Origin of the sequence: Methanothrix sp. (genome assembly GCF_024518575.1) — an archaeon.
Classification (GTDB): Archaea; Halobacteriota; Methanosarcinia; order Methanotrichales; family Methanotrichaceae; genus Methanothrix_B.
This window is the reverse complement of record NZ_JANIHG010000003.1, coordinates 65782-84570: the sequence shown is the minus strand read 5'-3', so window position 1 is coordinate 84570 and position 18789 is coordinate 65782. Positions and strand designations below refer to the sequence as shown.

General features: G+C 53.6%; 16 protein-coding genes. 11 read left to right on the top strand and 5 right to left on the bottom strand.

Annotation, left to right across the window (positions count from 1 at the left end):
* Positions 1-321 (bottom strand): hypothetical protein (locus tag NQU42_RS01515; protein ID WP_296608463.1); only part of this gene is annotated, 321 nt, incomplete at its 3' end.
* Between the two features lie 614 nt (positions 322-935).
* Between NQU42_RS01515 and NQU42_RS01510 the strand changes: the two genes are divergently transcribed.
* Both NQU42_RS01510 and NQU42_RS01505 read left to right on the top strand, forming a co-directional pair.
* Positions 936-1619, top strand: a complete 684-nt coding sequence (locus NQU42_RS01510; RefSeq protein ID WP_296608461.1) for a hypothetical protein — start codon at positions 936-938, stop codon at positions 1617-1619.
* Between the two features lie 349 nt (positions 1620-1968).
* On the top strand, positions 1969-2151 hold the full coding sequence (locus NQU42_RS01505) for a hypothetical protein (RefSeq protein ID WP_296608467.1): 183 nt from the start codon (positions 1969-1971) through the stop codon (positions 2149-2151).
* 103 nt (positions 2152-2254) lie between these two features.
* Here the strand turns inward: NQU42_RS01505 and NQU42_RS01500 are convergent, their stop codons facing one another.
* Complete coding sequence (locus NQU42_RS01500; RefSeq protein WP_296608459.1) at positions 2255-2764, bottom strand: ArsR family transcriptional regulator; 510 nt, start codon at positions 2762-2764, stop codon at positions 2255-2257.
* 84 nt (positions 2765-2848) lie between these two features.
* Between NQU42_RS01500 and NQU42_RS01495 the strand changes: the two genes are divergently transcribed.
* The 6 genes from NQU42_RS01495 (at position 2849) to pyrG (ending at position 9388) form a co-directional block, all read left to right on the top strand.
* On the top strand, positions 2849-5191 hold the full coding sequence (locus NQU42_RS01495) for an RND family transporter (RefSeq protein WP_296608458.1): 2343 nt from the start codon (positions 2849-2851) through the stop codon (positions 5189-5191).
* A complete protein-coding gene (locus tag NQU42_RS01490) occupies positions 5191-6225 on the top strand; it encodes a hypothetical protein (protein ID WP_296608457.1) in 1035 nt (344 codons plus the stop codon). The genes NQU42_RS01495 and NQU42_RS01490 overlap by 1 nt, the downstream gene beginning before the upstream one ends.
* A gap of 8 nt (positions 6226-6233) precedes the next feature.
* On the top strand, positions 6234-6578 hold the full coding sequence (gene pth2, locus NQU42_RS01485; protein ID WP_296608455.1) for a peptidyl-tRNA hydrolase Pth2: 345 nt from the start codon (positions 6234-6236) through the stop codon (positions 6576-6578).
* Positions 6579-6792: 214 nt separating this feature from the next.
* A complete protein-coding gene (locus tag NQU42_RS01480) occupies positions 6793-6981 on the top strand; it encodes a methytransferase partner Trm112 (RefSeq protein ID WP_011696047.1) in 189 nt (62 codons plus the stop codon).
* A 46-nt stretch (positions 6982-7027) separates the two neighbouring features.
* Entirely contained in the window at positions 7028-7726 is a 699-nt protein-coding gene (locus NQU42_RS01475; RefSeq protein ID WP_296608449.1) for a hypothetical protein, read from the top strand.
* Positions 7727-7747: 21 nt separating this feature from the next.
* Positions 7748-9388: a glutamine hydrolyzing CTP synthase gene (gene pyrG, locus NQU42_RS01470; RefSeq protein ID WP_366069975.1), complete on the top strand. Its 1641-nt coding sequence runs from the start codon at positions 7748-7750 to the stop codon at positions 9386-9388.
* Positions 9389-9396: 8 nt separating this feature from the next.
* Here pyrG and NQU42_RS01465 read toward each other — a convergent pair whose 3' ends face one another.
* Positions 9397-10203 carry an ion transporter gene (locus NQU42_RS01465; protein ID WP_296608447.1) on the bottom strand — a complete coding sequence of 269 codons (807 nt, stop codon included), beginning with the start codon at positions 10201-10203 and terminating at the stop codon, positions 9397-9399.
* 272 nt (positions 10204-10475) lie between these two features.
* Between NQU42_RS01465 and NQU42_RS01460 the strand changes: the two genes are divergently transcribed.
* From NQU42_RS01460 to NQU42_RS01450, 3 genes are read left to right on the top strand one after another with little or no spacing between them, the layout of a single operon-like run.
* Positions 10476-11444 carry an ABC transporter permease gene (locus NQU42_RS01460; RefSeq protein ID WP_296608446.1) on the top strand — a complete coding sequence of 323 codons (969 nt, stop codon included), beginning with the start codon at positions 10476-10478 and terminating at the stop codon, positions 11442-11444.
* Positions 11434-12267, top strand: coding sequence for an ABC transporter permease (locus tag NQU42_RS01455; RefSeq protein WP_296608444.1), 834 nt, complete (start codon positions 11434-11436; stop codon positions 12265-12267). The genes NQU42_RS01460 and NQU42_RS01455 overlap by 11 nt, the downstream gene beginning before the upstream one ends.
* Positions 12267-13949, top strand: a complete 1683-nt coding sequence (locus NQU42_RS01450) for an ABC transporter ATP-binding protein (protein WP_296608442.1) — start codon at positions 12267-12269, stop codon at positions 13947-13949. The genes NQU42_RS01455 and NQU42_RS01450 overlap by 1 nt, the downstream gene beginning before the upstream one ends.
* A 272-nt stretch (positions 13950-14221) precedes the next feature.
* Here NQU42_RS01450 and NQU42_RS01445 read toward each other — a convergent pair whose 3' ends face one another.
* Positions 14222-17170 carry a S8 family serine peptidase gene (locus NQU42_RS01445; protein ID WP_296608440.1) on the bottom strand — a complete coding sequence of 983 codons (2949 nt, stop codon included), beginning with the start codon at positions 17168-17170 and terminating at the stop codon, positions 14222-14224.
* A 600-nt stretch (positions 17171-17770) separates the two neighbouring features.
* On the bottom strand, positions 17771-18781 hold the full coding sequence (locus NQU42_RS01440) for a phosphate uptake regulator PhoU (RefSeq protein ID WP_296608438.1): 1011 nt from the start codon (positions 18779-18781) through the stop codon (positions 17771-17773).
* Positions 18782-18789 lie beyond the last annotated feature (8 nt).

Genomic DNA, 18789 nt, shown 5'->3' with positions numbered 1-18789 from the left:
TTGAAGCTGATCGCCATCGTTCAAATGGTAGCTGCTGACACCCAGAGGTGACTCTGCTCCATTAACATAAAACGCGGGCCCCCATGCGCCATTGCATCCAGCGATGCTGGTCAAGAAGTACCCCCATTCAGAATCGTAGCCGTTGTATGCCACGCCACTGGCTTTGATCGCATCAAATGCTGTTGGGCCGGGCTTGTCCAGAGTTACCGCATTATCATAAACTACACCGCCGTTACAGAATACCGTGAGCTGCACAGTGACCGAAGCACATGAATTGGTAACAAGAAGCAACGTTGCTACAAGTGTTATAAAGAGCCGCATTTCCTCCTCCACAAATAACTTTTACTTTACTTACTTCATGTTTAATTGATCAACTTAATTTGATTATATTTAAAAATTTTGGTTTAAGCCTGGGCATCGATGCTGCTTTTTGTAATCAGATAATACCGATATCGAGCGACTCGCTAAAATCTCGTGAAGCCGCGAATGGATAGAAAGAGCGTTTTAAGATGCAAAGATCTCGCATCACTCATTATGAGAGTCGATCGTGGAGAAGCTGGCGTCATAACGTCGCGATGGTGCTGCTCGCAACGCTCTCATGATACAGATTGAGCTCGGTTCAAAAGTCGATCTAAGACCGTATAGGACCGGCAAGGAAATCCTCCAGGTCATCCTACAAGAAGGATGATCAAACGCTCCTGTAGATCATTAATGCCAAACATAAAGCCTGAGCATCCGCCGGAGAATCGCATCACCGAAGATCTGTGGCATCGCCCTCTAAATAGTAGTACGGCATGACAATATCAAGATAGCATTGGACCCCCAGATCCGGCCGGGGATTCATGCATGCAGCTGGAATATTATTAATATTATTATCCATAGATCAAATTTTTGATGGAAAACTATATATCCTTATTACTGAAGTAAATTTATTTGTGGAAGCCAAAGACACTCTTGAGGAGGTATCGCCTGAGGATCTCGGACTCGCCCTTCGAAGGCTGAGGCGGATGCTGCAGGCTGCTCACAGAAGCTCGATAGATGTCAAGAACAGCTATGACTTCTACGTCCTGGCCTTCAAGGAGCTGAGCAAGAACAACTACGCGGATGCATTTCTCTACTACGACAGGGCGAAGTATGAGCTGACAAGCGCGATCAATGAGGCGAAGCACAACATACGCGGGCTGCGGATTCACAGCTCCAGAACTGTCTCGTTCTTCTTCAAGCTCTACGGCCTTTACGCGGTGCTCTACGGAGTGCTTTCTGCCGTGCTCTTCGGAGCGCTGATATACGGCTACTCTGATATCAGGATCCTCGGCGTGCCGCTGTGGAGCTCCTTCTTCGCGGGGCTCGGCTCATCCGCCCAGATACTCACCGGGGTTGTGGACGATCTCCAGCGGGAGGGGATGGTTGTCAGGTACAAGCGGATCTGGTACACCACGATACCGCTGCTCAGCATGATATTCGGCTACATGGCGTACCTGCTCTTCAGCAGCGGCCTCATAGCATTTAACGTAAAATCAGATGACACCGTCTTCTCGACCATGCTCGTGTGCTTCCTCACAGGTTTCATGACCAACTGGCTGATCAACAGGCTCTCAAACCTGTCTGAGAACATGTGATGTGCATAAATGAAAATATAAATACAATGTATATCAATTGACAGGAGATAAATTATTAAGATTGTGATCTGGCTCATATTATGGTCATAGATCGAACCGATGGACGTTCGTGTACTCGCATCAATGAGATCAATGATGTGATCTCGCCGGATTCGTGATCTCTTATGTCGGTGAATGCCGATTTCTCAAATGCCGTTCACGACTCGACCCCGTGACCCAACCGCATGAGATGGCCAAATCTGCAAACGGATTCCAAAGAGCTTGGGCGCATTCCACGTGCACGATGCATGTACAAACAGCATGGCCAAGACAAAAAGTATTTAATTGATAATAATGATGATTTTTTGAGGTGAACCTCATGTGTTCCGGTCCCGGATTCAGCCTCATCAATGTGGGGGATGAGGAGCATATACTGGCGAAGGAATACACCTGCCTGGATTGCGGCAGCACATTCAAGGGACTTGGTGTCATACCATCCTGTCCGAGCTGCAAGTCCAGGAACGTGAAGCGTGTTAAGAAATACTCGGTGTGAGTGTGATATCGCCTCAAGTCCAGCTCCCGAAATTAAGGACTGGCGTTTCCCGCCCCTGCGATGCGCATCCAAGCGCACCTACGTGCAGATATCTTCTGCGGTCTTACCCGCTCCTCTCCAGGATCTCAATGAGCCTATCGACATCATATTTCTGTATGAGGTTCAGAAGACGGTCCGTCTTGCTGTAGAAGTTTCTTATCCCGTTGATTCTCTCTCTGATCCGACTTGCCTCCGGGCTCTCAGAGTCTGAAAGCGCTCTTTCAGCGCGATCGAGCGCGTCCATAAGTGTGCTGATCTCCCTCCTGACATGATCCATCATCGCATTTCTGAGCATCTCTGTGTCGGTCACTGATATGTAGCGGTACCTCTTCTCCCCTGGGGTTATCACCCTCTTCGCAACGCCGATGCCCTCAAGAATGCTCATGTTCGTGCTCACGGTGGACTTGCTGTAACCAGTGAGCTCGACCAGATCATCAAGGGAGAGAGGTGTTTCAGAGAGCATCAGAATTCCCCTCAGCACTCCAAGCGCATCGCTGTATCCACGCATTCTGGCGATCTGAACACACGCCTCAGTGATGTACCTCCTGATATCCTCGATCTCTTCCCGGTTCATCATGCGAACCTGAGCCGGAAGCGTTAAATACTTTTCGTAAAAACTGCATGTTCTGAAACCTCTGTACACATCAAATCATAGCGGGTGAGACGCATAGACAGAAAAGAGCGGCTTGGTTGCTGGATAGCAAAGAATCCTGAGGTCATACTCATCGCTGCAGTTCTTCTCACACTTCTCTCGCTTCATTACGCCCAGCAGATCGAGATGCACGGGATGAGAACAGAGGACTTTGTGGATAAGGGATCGATGCTGTACCAGACCTATGAGCACCTCTTCAAGGAGCGGTTCGCAACAGAGTCGGTAACTGTGGTGATCGAGGGAGATGATGTGACAGCTCCTGATGTCCTGAAGGCGATGGACAAGCTTGCTGTGCACATGGAATCTGTGCCGGATGTCATCTCTGTCACGGGCATATCCCAGATCGTCAAGACCGCTGCAGAGAGAGAGACCGGAAGGGGATACATCCCAGATGAGCAGAGCCAGATAGACGCGCTCCTCCTCAAAGGGGATCCCAGGCTGCTCCAGAACATACTTCCAGACAGAAGGCACACGATACTCTCGATAGAGATTCCGCTCACGCTCACTGAGGAGGAGCGCGAGGAGGTCCTCCACGAGACCGAGAGAGCGGTGGCCATGGCCGAGTTTCCTGCAGGGGTGGGAGTAACCGTCACAGGAAATGCGGCGCTTGGTGTGGCCATAAAGAACGAGATGTCCAAGAGCAACTCAAGCCTGCTTGTCGCCTCCGGAGTCCTGATGATCCTTGCGCTTCTGCTCGTCTTCCGGCATGTCAACTGGCCGCTTCTGCCACTGCCGATCGTCTTTCTGGGAATCATCTGGACATTCGGGATAATGGGGCTGCTCCACATCCCGATGACGATGATATCGATGTCTGCATTTCCGATACTCATCGGCATCGGCATCGATTATGCGATACAGTTCCACAACAGGATCGAGGAGGAGTTCTCGAAGGGAGGGTCGATGAAAAAAGCGGTCGTAGAGACCGTGGCCCATACTGCGCCAGCGGTCCTGATCGCGCTGGCGATAACAGCAGCCGGGTTCTTTTCTCTCTTCACCTCAAGCGTGCCAATGATCAGGACGTTCGGAGTTCTCTGTCTCATAGGGCTCATAATGTGTTACCTCTCAGCATTATTTGTTGGCATCACAGTGCTCTACGCCGCGGAGAAGAACAGAAACAACAGAAGAAACAGAGCCAGCAGAAGTGCTGGGGATGCAGCCGTTGATAGCACTCAATCTGAGACGGCCATCGGCAGAGCTGTGAGATCCATCGTAAGATTTTCGCTGAGGCGTGGCCCTCTGATACTCCTGCTCGCCCTGGCTCTGTCGCTTGCAGGGGTTTACTCAGATACAATGGTTCCTGTGGACACGGATTTCAAGAACTACATGCCGCAGGATCTCCCTCCTCTGGTCCAGTTCAGGCACCTGGTCGACATATTCGGAGGGAGCGATGAGCTCAACATAATCGTCCAGGGGGATGACATAACAGATCCGAAGATTCTGGAGTGGATGAATGAGTTCGGAGATTACATCACGAAGTCGAGGCAGCAGGTGTATTACGTCAACAGCGTTGCCAGCTATATGAGAATGCTGAACAACGGCTCCATACCAGAGGACGCGACCTCAACAAGATATCTGCTCAGCATGATGCCATCTTCAATGAAAGACATGTACATCGACGGGCATGATACTGCAGTGATGGACATCAACATAGGCAACGCGCTGCGGGACCTCGGAGAGGAGGGTGTCGACCGTCTTATAAAAGAGATGTACAAGGATATCGAGTGGTTCGGCGTCCCTCCTGGAACCGGCATTGTGATAACAGGCAACCTGGTTGTGATGACGACAGTGATCGAGGCTCTCACGACCGGAAGGACAGAGATGACACTCTTCGGGCTGGTTGTGATATTCTTCATACTCCTCCTGATATACAGGGATCTGATAAAGGCGGTTGTGCCGGTTCTGCCCATGCTCGTAGTCATAGGCTGGATGGGCGGGGTTATGTATGTCACCGGAATGAAGTACACACCACTTACAGCCACGCTTGGAGCACTGATCCTGGGCGTGGGTTCAGAGTACGCCATACTCATGATGGAGCGGTTCTACGAGGAGTTGGAGAGATGCAACGAGATCGATCAGGCGATATCGAAGGCGTCGTCGAGCATAGGATCTGCTCTGGTTGCATCCGGCATGACCACAGTCTTCGGATTCGGGGCACTCATAACATCTCCATTCGTCATAACCAACAACTTCGGCACAGTGACAGTGCTGGCTGTGATATTCGCTCTTATCACAACATTCACGGTATTTCCCGTGCTTCTAGTTCAGCTTGAAAGAGAGCGGGAGAGAATACGGAAGATGAATGTGATGCTGATCGATGCAATTAAAAAGAGATGCGCAGGTGCAGTTTGATGAGATACGAATTAATAATGCTGTTGATCCTCGTTGCTCCAGCAATGGGCCAGAGCAACTACATCCCTCCTGTGATAGAGGGTGAGAACTACTGGAACATGTACGGATCCCCCAACCTGACCGCTGCGATAAGCGGCACTAACGAGTTCGACAGGGGGGATACGGTCACGCTCTACATCGACCTCATAAACTACGGCAGGTTCATGAGCTTCGAGAAGGACAAGACCGCCTACACTCCCATGGAGATGGCGCTCGCAGCCAAAGAGCAGGAGCTGGAGCAGGCCAAGACCACTGCCATAGGCATAGTTGCGACTCTGGTCCCCGAGAGCGACCAGATCGAGGTCAAGTCCGGCGATCAGGTTGTGGAATCTCTCAAATCCGGTGACAAAACAAAGAGCCCGCTCAAATTCACGATAAAAATAGGAAAGCACGCACCAGCTGGCGTGTACCCGCTCAAACTCAATCTGAAGTATGACTACCAGTACAATGTCCAGGTCGATGCGAACAAGTTTGATCCTGCTACAAACAACCTCATAGGGTTCAGGGCTGCCTACTGGTACCAGAAGGCGAATCAGACGGTGATCGTGCCGGTCGTCGTAAAGAAGAGGGCGGACTTCGTGATCACCGATGTCAAGGGGGTCCTAAGTGCTGGTGCCAAGAAGGAGGAGCTGCAGGTGACATACAAGAATATCGGGGAGGAGGGTGTGAGCGACGCCATCGCCAGGCTGAGCATATTCAAGCCGTTCTCGTCCACCGACGACCAGGCTTACATAGGTGATCTCGGGCCGGGCGAGGAGGCGACCGTGGTCTTCCGCCTCGATGTGGACTCGGATGCAACCCCGAAGGAGTACGGCATCAACAGCGAGATCAAGTACACCGATGTGAGAGGGGATACCGTGATCTCTGAGAGCATGAAGATTCCAGTGAGAGTGGAGCCTGCGTCCAGATCGTTGATGCTCCCCGCGCTGGTGCTGCTTGTGATCCTGGGAGGCGCAGGCGCTTATATCTACAGGAGGAGAGCGAATAAGGCCTGAGGTTCAGCATGCCGCTCAAGCAGTGCATAGTTGTCAGGGATGATCTGAGGCTATCAACAGGAAAGCTCGCGGTCCAGGTGGCGCACGCCTCGATAATGGCGATGGAGCTCGCCAGGAAGGATATCGTGGAGCAGTGGAAGGAAGAAGGTATGAGGAAGATCGCCCTCAGAGGCAGAGATGAGGAGCACCTCTTCAGGCTCAGGGCAGAGGCGGAATCTCTGGGGATACCGGCCGCCATCGTCAGGGATGCAGGCCTCACAGAGATACCTCCCGGAACCGTGACCGCCCTGGGCCTCGGGCCGGCTCCGGACGAGCTCATGGACAGGGTGACCGGCAGGCTCAGCCTGCTGTGAGACATTCAACGAGAACTGCGAGCTCAGTGGCTGGATGTGGACCACTCCTGCGCTCTGGAGGGCTTCCGGCTTCGCACTCCATCAAGAGTTAAGCTGCAGATTTTCCAGGGTTATCTTCATCTGCATCCCGATGCGGAAAGGCGACCGATCCAGACGTCTTTACAGCATCCCCAGAGCAGGAAGTTTGATCTCCATGAGCATCTCCTGATGAATCATGAGACGAGATCTGATGGAGATACTTGTATGCCCCGTTTGCAGGGGAGATCTAGAGCTCGAGGTCTTCGAGGAGAACGAGAGGGAGATACTCACCGGAAGGCTCACGTGCAGATCCTGCGGAGAAGTGTATCCGATAGAGGAGGGGATACCCAACATGCTCCCGCCGGAGCTTCGCGAGAGGCGTTAATATACTAGAGAAATATTTATAAAATACGATCACGTCTCTATCCTCGATGGAGTACGTGATCAGGATAAACGACAGCGCAGGTGAGGGCGAGCCGGAACCGATATCTCTGAGGCTACCTCCGGGCGGCAGCGATGAGATACGCCTCCGGGTCGTCAACCTCGGCGAGCCGACCAACCTTGCTGTTAAAACGGATCAGAGCATCCTACGCTACGTAAAACCCGAGAAGACGAATCATTACATAGTGCTCGAGGAGACGATCCCGATCTCGGTGAGGATGCCGGAGACCGCTGAGACGGTTAGCGGTGATCTGCTGCTCAGTACAGACATTACAACAAAAAAAATTCCGGTGACCCTGGAGGCGGATGGATACAGAGATGACAGCTTGGACGCGGATGGGGATCTGATGGAGAAAGAGAGCCGTGATGATTACAGTGATGGATACGATGCTGAAGCTGAGGATGAAGAAGACCGGAGCGATGAGGGTTACTACAAAAGCGATCGGTACTATCGCCATGACTCCTGGAGTGGCGCTCGGGAGGAGGAGAGCATTGACAGATATGAGCCTGCATACAGCAGGTACAGCATGGATCTGGTTCCAGCCGCCATTATCCTTGGGGCAACCATCATTCTCATGGTGCTGACATTCCACACCAGAACCCTGCCGCTCTTCCCTGGAGCGCTCGCCACATCCATGATGATCGTCAGCCTTATCATCTATGGTACAGCTACCATCCTGAGATCTTAGCTCTGGATGAGAGTGATCTGTTTGAGGTACATCGTGGTCACCGGCGGGGTGATGAGCGGGCTCGGCAAGGGAATAACTGCAGCCTCAATAGGCAGGCTGCTGATGAACAAGGGCTACAGGGTCACGGCCATAAAGATAGACCCGTATATCAATATAGACGCAGGGCTCATGAGCCCGTTTCAGCACGGCGAGGTCTACGTGCTCAAGGACGGCGGCGAGGTGGATCTCGATCTCGGCAATTACGAGCGGTTTCTCGATATAGAGCTCACCAGGGACCACAACATCACAACCGGAAAGGTATACAGCACGGTCATCGAGAAGGAGCGGCGCGGCGAGTATCTGGGAAAGACCGTTCAGATAATACCGCACATAACAGACGAGATAAAGAGGCGCATACGCCAGGTCTCCAGGACTGGGGGGAGCGAGATCTGTCTCATCGAGGTTGGCGGAACTGTGGGCGACATAGAGTCGATGCCGTTCCTGGAGGCGATGAGGCAGCTGAAGTATGAGGAATCGGGCAACATATTCTTTGTCCATGTGACGCTCGCGCCGATGACCTCTGACGGCGAGCAGAAGACGAAGCCAACGCAGCACAGCGTCAAGGAGATGCGCGAGCTGGGGCTTCAGCCAGACATGATAGTGGTGAGGTGCAAGAAGCCACTGCTGCCGGAGACAAAGGCGAAGATAGCCCACTTCTGTGATGTTCCAATAGAGGCTGTGATCAGCGGGCATGATGCAGATGACATCTACAGGGTTCCGCTCCAGCTCGAGGCTGAGGGTCTCACCAAGTATATCATGAAGGCCATGCGGTTGTTCCCACTGGAAGAGCGGCGGGACTGGTACGATCTGGTACAGAGAATGGACGCAGTCAGGGAGAAGGTCAGCATGGCTCTTGTTGGAAAGTACACCTCAGGATCACAGTGCACGGATCCGATGAAGGATGCGTACCTCTCGATACGCGAGGCTCTGAAGCATGCGGGCATCGAGGCAGGGGCGATGCCTGAGATCTCCTGGATAGATGCCGAGGATCTCGAGAGGGTCCAGCCTGAGAAGGTGCTGCGGGAGTTCGACGGAATACTGGTACCGGGCGGATTCGGAGTTCGCGGCACGGAGGGCAAGATGAACGCCATAAGGTATGCGAGGGAGTGGGGGATACCCTACCTCGGGATATGCTTTGGCATGCAGCTCGCGGTTATAGAGTTCGCCCGGAACGTCTGCGGTCTCGAGGGCGCGTCGAGCACCGAGTTCGGCGAGACGCCTCATCCTGTCATCGCGCTGCTTCCCGAGCAGGAGAAGGTCAGGCAGATGGGTGCGACGATGCGGCTGGGCAACTATCCAGCGCATCTCCTCGAGGGCACCCTCGCACACAGGATCTACGGGGCCACAGAGATCGTGGAGCGGCACAGGCACAGGTATGAGGTGAATCCAGCATACATCGAGATACTCGAGAAGCACGGGCTTCTATTCTCCGGAAGGAACGGCGATCTGATGGAGATCTTGGAGATCCCGGGACATCCCTTCTTCTTCGCATGCCAGTTCCATCCTGAGATGAGGTCGAGACCGGGCAGGCCATCTCCTCCCTTCCTGGCATTCGTCGAGGCGATGAAGGCACAGCGGCTCAGGAGAACAGGATCCTCGTGCACGCTCGAACTGACCGCATGAGATGAGATTCACCTTCTCCTCAACTCTTTTATCGGTTTCCCACAGTGAGGGCATACCATCTCTTCGCGCTCCCTCCTCCTCTGGATGGCCTCGCTGAAGCCGGATGCGATTATGCCAGCTGGCAGCGCGAAGAGACCTATCCCAAGCATCACGACCACAGAGCCTATGAGCTTGCCAGCGGGCGTCACGGGAAATATGTCGCCGTAGCCGACGGTTGCCAGCGTCACCAGCCCCCACCACATGGCTGCGGGTATCGATGAGAACTTATATGGCTGTGCGTCATGCTCCACCTCGTACATAAGCGTGGATGAGACCAGGAGAAGTATCATCAACGATACCAAGACCAGCACAAGCTCATCCTTCTTCATCCTGAGGACATCGATGAAGAGATCGACCGACTCGGTGTATCTCGCGAGCTTCATGACCCGGAGCAGCCGGAAGATGCGGACCGCTCTTAGAACTCTCATGTCCGGGAGCACGAACGGAAAGTAGAACGGCAGGAATGCAAGCAGATCAACGACTGCAAGCGGAGTTCTCATAAATCTGAATCTTCCCCGGATGGGGTCGCTGAAGCGAGGATCTGCTGTGCAAGACCAGACCCTGAGAATGTATTCGAGCGTGAAGACAGCGACCGAGAAGATCTCGAAGGCATCGAAAAGATGTTCAAATCGCGCGTTTATCCACCAGACAGTCTCGAGTATCACTGCTGTAACGTTGAGGACTATGAGACAGATTATGAAGATGTCAAAGCATCTACCCTCACCGTCGCCAGGCTCAAGAAGTCTGTAGACGCGATGCTTGATTCCTGAGCTCATTCGCGGGAGCTGAGGAGCCGCGCGGATAAAACACTTTCCTCCAGGTGAGTTGCAGGAGGCGTGCTCCTCTCAGGGTCACGAGCGTTTTTCTCCAAAAGATTAATAAATCATGTAACTCAATTTACACATGTGATATCAAGCAAATACTATATCAATTATGGTAATAATAAGTCCAAATAAACTAATAATCATAAAATTAAGTTAGATAAGGTGATTATACTTTGGCTGTTAATCTGCCAATCTTAATCAAAAGGTATGATTCAATCATCAAAATGGATCTAAGCTGGCTATCAAATTACGCCGTATCATTTCTCCTCATACTCGTCCTAAACTTTGTGCTTCCCAGAATGATGCCAGGCGATCCGCTGCATGCCATATACGGGGAGGAGGCGCTGATAGCGATGACCCCGGAGATGGAAGCTGAGATAATAAGGAGATTTGCCCTCGACCAGCCATGGCACATGCAGCTAATCACTTACATAACAGCACTGCTAAGCGGTGATCTCGGGTACTCTTACTACTACAGAACCGGCGTCTCAGATGTGATCCTGGGCTTCCTTCCCTGGACACTGCTCCTTACAGGTCTTGCGTTCCTAATCTCATCGTGCGTCGGAGTGATTCTGGGCATAGAGTCCGGCTACAGAAGGGGCTCGAAGCTGGATGGTTGCATGCTTTCAGGAATGATGTTTCTTGGAGGCATGCCCGACTTCTTCATTGGAATCGTTCTCCTATTGCTCTTCGGCGTGGCTCTCGGATGGTCTCCTCTCGGAGGGGCGATGAGTCCCTACGCAGGGCATGAGGGAATCGATCTGGTTCTGGATGTTGCGCGCCATCTTCTCCTCCCTATGATCTCTCTTGTGTTAGTCCAGCTCGCGCCAACATACCTGCTCACAAGAAATGCCATGCTCACCACCCTCAGGGCGAGGTTCATAATGACAGCGAAGGCCACGGGTTTGAGGGACGGGGCGATAAGATACAGACACGCCGGCAGGAACTCTCTCCTGCCGGTTGTGACTGCCATAGGCATGCGAGTGCCGAACATGATAACAGGCGCTCTCTTCCTGGAGATAATCTTCTCGTACCCTGGCGTCGGGACTCTGCTCAACACCGCGCTCAGCGCCCGCGACTACCCGCTCATACAGGGCGTGCTGCTGATCGTCGCAGTAACAGTACTGACAATGAACTTTCTGGTGGATATGACCTACGTCCGCCTGGATCCGAGGGTGAGATATGCACGTTGATCTCTGGAAAGAGGTTAGATCCAGCCCCTCTGGAATTGCGGGGATGCTGATAGTTGCGATTATCGCAGGCCTCGCAGTATCCGCTCCCCTCATAGCTCCATCATACCGGGATATCGGGCCGGTCTTCAGCCCGCCATCCGGAGATCATCTGCTCGGCACAGACGATCTCGGTCAGGATATCGCGGCCAAGCTGGTACATGGAGCCAGGACATCGCTGATGATCGCGGTTGGCGTGGCTATTCTCTCAGCGCTGATAAGCGTGGCCATCGGTGGAAGCGCTGCGATGCTCGGCGGCATATATGACAGGATCTGCATGAGGGCTGTGGATGCTGTGATATCCTTACCATCAGTGGTCGTGATGATACTTGTGGCAGCCTACCTCCGCCCAAGTCTTGGACTACTGATGGTCCTGATATCCCTCTTCAGCTGGCCTGGCGGCGCGAGGATCGTGAGATCACAGACGCTATCCCTCAAGGAGAGGCTACATGTCGTGGCGGCCCGCTCATTTGGAGCATCCCGGAGATACCTTCTCCGGAGGCACATCATCCCTGACCTGGGGCCGATCCTCGTGGCTATAATGATACAGGATGCAAGGCGCGCTGTTCTCATGGAGGCCGGCCTGGCGTTTCTTGGCGTCTCAGACCCGATGATGGTGAGCTGGGGCAGGATGATGAAGCAGGCGATGGCCTTCACATATCTGGATGTGTGGAAGTGGTGGTTGATTCCAGCGGGAGTCCTGCTCTCGTTAACGCTTGTCGGTTTGAGCCTGATCGCCGCATCCCTCGAGAGGGCGATGGATCCAAGGCTGCAGGAGGAGATCTGATGCTGGAGATATCTGGGCTCAGAGCCAGTTACGGAGAGCATGAGGTTCTGAGGGGCATAGACCTCAGGCTCGAGAGGGGCGATTCTCTGGCGGTCGTCGGAGAGTCGGGAGCGGGCAAGACAACGCTGGGACTGTCGATAATGCGGCTCATCGACGCCAGGCTCGAGGGGGATGTAGTTTTTGATGGAATGAGTCTCCTGGAGCTCTCAGAGGATGAGATGAGGCGTCTGCGCGGTGACAGGATGGCAATGGTCTTCCAGAACGTCGAGGACGCGCTCGATCCTGTTTACACCGCAGAGGAGCAGGTCTGCGAGGCGATAGCAGCTCACAATAAGTGGAGCGGGACGCGCATAAGGGAGAGAGCACGTGCGCTGCTCACTGCAGTTGGTCTGGATGAGATGAGGTACCGGCTGTATCCGCACCAGATGAGCGGGGGAGAGAGGCAGAGGGTCCTCATCGCAATGGCGCTCGCCAACGACCCGGATCTTCTTATATTGGATGAGCCGACAGCTTCGCTTGACGCGCTTACAAAAGCTGATATCGTGGAGCTTCTCAGATCCGCAACATCGGATCGTATCTCTTTAATAATAACACACGACATATCGCTCGCATCCGCTTTATCCAGAAGAATGGCGGTGCTCTACTCCGGCATGATCCTGGAGATGGGCGCGACTGCTGATCTGATCAGAAACCCGAGACATCCCTACACCAGAGGCCTGCTTAGATCTTTCCCGAGCATGAACACCACAAAGGACCTTCAGGGGATTCCTGGGATGACGATACCTGGAATCGGCGGATGTCCTTTCCATCCCCGCTGCACTCAGAGGATGGAGATATGCAAGAGAGAGGTCCCGAGAGCTGCAGAATCGAATGGCAGGATGATCGCGTGCCACAGGGGCGGCATAGTTCCGCTGCTGGAGATCAGGGATGTGTGCAAGAAGTTCAACGGTTTTTCCGCGATATCGCATGTCAGCCTCACGCTGTATGAGGGCGAGACGCTTGCGCTCGTGGGAGAGAGCGGATCCGGGAAGACGACGCTTGCGAAGATAATCATGGGGCTCATCGAGCCCGACTCGGGGGAGATACTTCTTGAGGGAGACAAAGCGAGATGGGATTCTGGATTTTACAGGCGCGTGCAGATGATATTCCAGAACCCGAAGGAGTCGATAAGCCACAGGCTGAACGTCCTTCAGGCTGTGAGGGAGCCTCTGGACGTGCAGAAGATCGGAAGCGAGGAGGAGAGGATCGCGAGCGCGATGAGGGCACTGGAGAGCGCTGAGCTGTCCACAGATCCTGAGTTTCTCAGGAGATTCCCGCATCAGCTCAGCGGTGGTGAGGCGCAGCGTGTCGCCATCGCGCGGGCTCTGGTCATGCATCCAAAGCTGCTCATAGCGGATGAGCCCACATCAGCGCTGGATCCGAGCGTCCAGGCTAAGATCCTGAGGCTGCTCATGGACCTGCAGGAGCGCATGGGGCTGTCGATACTGTTCATCACGCACGATATCGCCCTTGCGAGAAAGGTGAGCGACAGGATCGCGGTCATGCTCAGGGGGAGCATCGTAGAGGAGGGCCCCTCGGGCGAGATCCTCAGAGAACCTGCGCATCCGTACACCGCCTCGCTCGTGGAATGCGCCTCGATCTGCACCAGGCTGGCTGGGGAGGCGCATGCGGTGGAGCAGTAGATATAGGAGCTGCGTGCTTTTGATGAACTACTTACAAAAACCGCATCATCAACCAATGCGAGAGCGGATCCCGCAGAGTCTCTGGTTTCCAGGACACCCACATGACACCATCAAGTGGCGCCCGGTTTTTGGGACTCATTCGATGCAAAAAATACTATATTGAATCCGAACGTACCGAATCTGAACAGAGGCTTTGCAGCGAACATCGCCATTAACATCCGCAGGGGCAGGATGGCACAGAGCATCCTGTCCCTGCAGACGCTGCCACTCCCCTACAGACTTATTCTTGGAACCCCCACACCTGTGAGAACATCATCGCCCTGCAGTATCTTCAGGTAGTAAGTCGCTGAGCCGTCCATGTACGGGTATATCATGCTGTAATATCCAGAGTTAGAGTACGGTTCTGCATAGCTTCTGTACCACACTGACTCAGGGGTGATCTTCACTGTGGTGACATCGTTCTGTCTCGCATTGTTCATCATCAGGCTCTTGATATCGTTCGCCCCGTCTCCGTATATCAGGTATCTGGACCACAGGCTGGCAGCGGTCCCTGCGATATGTGGAGTTGCCATGCTCGTGCCGCTCATCGTTGTGTAGTATCCTTTGTAAGTCGGGTACGTCGAGTAAACGCTCACGCCGGGAGCTCCGAAGGTGACCTCGTTGCCCTCGGGGATGTAATCGCCGTCGTTCGAGCCGGGTGAGGACCACCATATCGCATTTCCGGAGCTGTCTATGGCGCCGACGCCTATGACTCCGGGGTAGCGTGCAGGCGTTGCCATTGTTGGATTGTACGGCAGGCCGTTTCCGGCCGCGGCCACAACCATCACCCCATTTGCCATTGCGTAATCAAGAGCTCTGTTGAGTGTGCTTGACTCCACAGAGCCGCCCAGTGACATCGATATTATCTCAGCTCCGAGATCCGTGGCCCTGTATATTCCGCTGGCGACATCGCTGTAGAGGAAGTTGGTGCTGTAAACCCTCAGATCGGCCTCAGGCGCCATGCCGTAGATGCCCTTCCCATCGAATCCTCCATCAGCGACTATAGTCCCTGCCACATGGGTTCCGTGGCCATGTGGGTCGGACTGCGTGTACTCTCCTGGACCGTATGCATCTGCGAAGTCCTCGATACGCATGAGAAGGTCCGGATGGAGCGTGTCAGCGCCGGTGTCTATTATCGCAACATCTATCCCCTTTCCGCCATAGGTCTTCGAGAGCGATGAGCTGCTGTACATGTACTCCACTCCCCAAGGAACCCTGTCGTATGGCGTCTTGCCTCTGGGCTGCACCTCCCAGAGCCTGTCCCATTTGTATGAGGATGTCACTATATCATTGGATCTCACCGCGGCTGTGTAGCTCCCAGAGCTGTAGTAGCTCTTTGATGAAACCCACTTTCCGTTCTCCCACTGCTGTATCTTCATGTCCGATTTCTTCGCTGATATGGCCGAGGACGCAGTGGATACATGCTCGTCCATTTCGTGGTGGTCGTTCTTCGGGTACGCATGCGAGTAGAGGTGGCTCTGATACAGGTACACATCACCGCCTGATCTGGCAGAAGCATATGTGTACAGCCCGCTCTTCACGGTAGATCCTGTGCCAGACTGTGTGTATGACAAGGCGGCATCGCTTCCAGTCTTCATCTCCACATCCGAGACCGCGCTCTTAACGGTCTCAGCGCTGACCGTGAGCTCTCCTGATCCGGCCTTTGTCCACTCGCCGTGAGATCTCGCGAAGTTATTGAGATAAAATGCGGAGCTGTCAGCCTTTATCGATGAGGCATACCCTGAGGCATCAGCGAGCGCTCCGGTTCTGTGGTGGAGCTTGTTGTCGTAGAGTGTGTTCGATGCATCAGCGAGTGTTGTTAGAGCCATGGTCTTTGCGCCGCTTACGCTCGCCGAGGCGGAGGAGCTGTCGCCATTCGAGCTCGCTCTGGATGATGATGATGCAGTTGCTGTGCCTGTTACTGTGAGTGACTGCGAGCTTACGACCTTGAGTGGATCCGAGATGGCGATCTGTGTGCCTGAAATGGTGCCGGATGATGTGAGAGAGCTGGTTGCTCTGAGATCCTCACCGTTGCTCCTCGACCACGCGCTCTGGGATGTTGTGAGCGCCCCATTCGTGCTGCCTAAAGTCTGGTACATCGCAGCGCTGCTCTGGCTGATCGTGGCCGAGCCAGATACGCTGTACGGATACCCTGAGCCGCTGACGCTGTTGGATACGTATTTGGTACCATCTTGGCTCGTGTAGGTTGATGAGATCGGAGATATCTTCCCTCTTCCAGACCTGCTCCAGGTTGTTGTCACGCTGTTTCCGGTGGCCACTCCCAGCGACTGAGAGTTCATCGGCTTCGACACTCCGCTCTGCGCCTCTTTCGTGACCAGGCTCCCCTTCGGGTTGGATATGACCGAGCAGATGCTCACCCTATCCCCGGTTGCGCTCAGGGATGCACCTGAGAGCGCGTATCCGTTGGCTGAGGCGAGAAGCTGTGCGGATGCACCCTCGTCCGCATCGCTTCCCTCATCCTCTAAGAGGATCTCATGCTTGCTGCTGCTCTCCGGATCAGATGCATACGCACTCAAACCTCCAGGGCCGCTAAGGGCGAGATCTCCGTGGACAGCAGCGCTATCTGACCCGAGGATTCCACAGATCTCTCCCTGCGAGAATGCGGATGCCACCTCCCCGGTCCCGTCTCTGCTCGAAAATCCGGCTGAGATGTATCCGTTCGTGCCGGCGATCTGAATGCTCTCCATCGCTGAAACGTCCTTTCCCAAGCCAATGCTCTGAGCGGATGATAGCAGACCGGCCTCCACACCTGCGCTGTGCACAGCCTTGAGATCACCGCTGACTCCTTCCAGTGAGGATGATACAGAGCCTGAGGCTGAGAAGGCCTGCGAGACGCCCGCGCCACTGCCATCGCCGGCAACCGCACTGGATAGTGAGAGGGATGAAGTGCTCTCAATGCTGCTTCCAGCACTGTACCCCTTTGATGATATAGATGTAGAGATGCGATTGATCCCTGTTCCAGAAACGCTCTTCGTCTGTTCCACCGATCCCTGGCCTAGGTTCGTCGACTCCGAGAGCCCTGTGGAGGAGTCCAGCTCGTAGCTCTCAGAGAGCGTAACAGATCCACCATAACCGCTGGAGCCGTAGCTCACTGATATTGCATATGCTGCGGGCATCGCGAGGAGCACAACAATGAGAAGAACACATCTTATGGGATCCATTCGCATCACCTACCTTTGATACGTAATTAAGATACTGATCAGATATAAGTATTTCCAGTAAGGGTGTAATTTAATTATATCTGTATGGGTGTCATGGTTGAAGTCTGATTGCTGTGCTAAGGCAAATTTCCGCAGCAAAACAGATTTCTCAAACGCCAGAAAAGCAGGAAAACCAGGAGAATCTCTACGGATCTGTCCAGAAACTCCATCAGGCAAAGAGATACGGAAAATGAGCATTCCCGGAAGGCAGCGCGCCTCGCATATAATATTTGGAGTCCAGAGTGAGAAGTGATGTTCATCAGCTAGAGGTATCCGATATTTCATTAAGGCGATACAAAGTCGGCCGAAGCTCAGATGTTTTAGGTGGCTCTAAAACCAGCTTCTCGAGAAGCTGAACGAAGCAAAAGAGAATGGCATCGAGCTAGGTGTGTATGAAACCCAGAATATGATACCATCTCTGAATTTCCAGAAACCATCTCATCACATGGTTGTGAGACCGTACCCACACAGATCCAAAAACTCCAACCACATATCTGTGATGCAAGTTCTGGCTATTAAGTGGGAAGCTTCAGGACGCGGTAGATCACATTACATGGAAGATCACGAGCTACGCAGCTGAGCATGCGTCATATTGATGGTGAACTCGCCGATGTTCTTTATGTGATCCAGGAATCTCGCGATGCTGCTTGATACCACCATCCTCATCATGATCTCCTCCTGGTCTACCACTGATGATGAGCTGGATATGATGGGTTCGAGGTTCCTCATCGCCTCATCGCGTATCTCCTTTGTTCGCTCTATTATCGAGTTCGCTATCTCTGTGTTTCTGTTAAGCAGCGCCGATATGGCCTCATCTATGAGACCAGCTATGATCGCGGATATCCTCGAGAGCTCCACAGCCATATCATCAGGAACCGGCATGCTGTGCTCGATCACCAGAGTTGCTATGGTGTGTGCGTGATCTGCGATCCTCTCCAGGTTGGATGCCGCAAGCGCATAGTTGAAGGCTGTGATGACATCAAGCGAGCTCTGCGAGAGGGCGCCCGTCCTAAGCATCTCGGTGAACTGGCGTGACACCAGCAAGTTCAGACGATCCACATCGTCATCGCGCTGTATGACATCCTGTGCAAGGTTTTTCTTCATTCCTATCAGAGAGTCGATTGAATCCTGTATCATCGATCTCACAACGGTCCTGAGCCGCCTGAGTGCCCTGTCCGACTGGAGCTCCTCAGAGTTCAAAAGATCCTGGATCAGAACCTTGTTTCCTGTCTCCTCAAGTATCTCGGGACCGATCAGCTTGCTCACAATCTGGTGTATGTCCCTTTTCTGCTCCGGGGTCATGTAAGGGGAGACCACCTCGATCGTTCTGTAGCCTGATAAATAACACCCGATGATATCCCTGATCAGCGCCTCTCCGGACTTCTCCCCTATATCCAGCTTCACCTTCAAATTCTGGCTCGTCCGCTCAGGCGAGAGTATGAGATCCCCGCTCTCCCCCTGTGTGATGTACACTATGGACCCGGGCTTTATGCCGTTTCTCACCGCCCAGCCCTTCGGGAGCGAGACTATGAATGTCGATTTCCCGGTCCTCTGAACCTTTCTGGTCTCCATGTCGATCT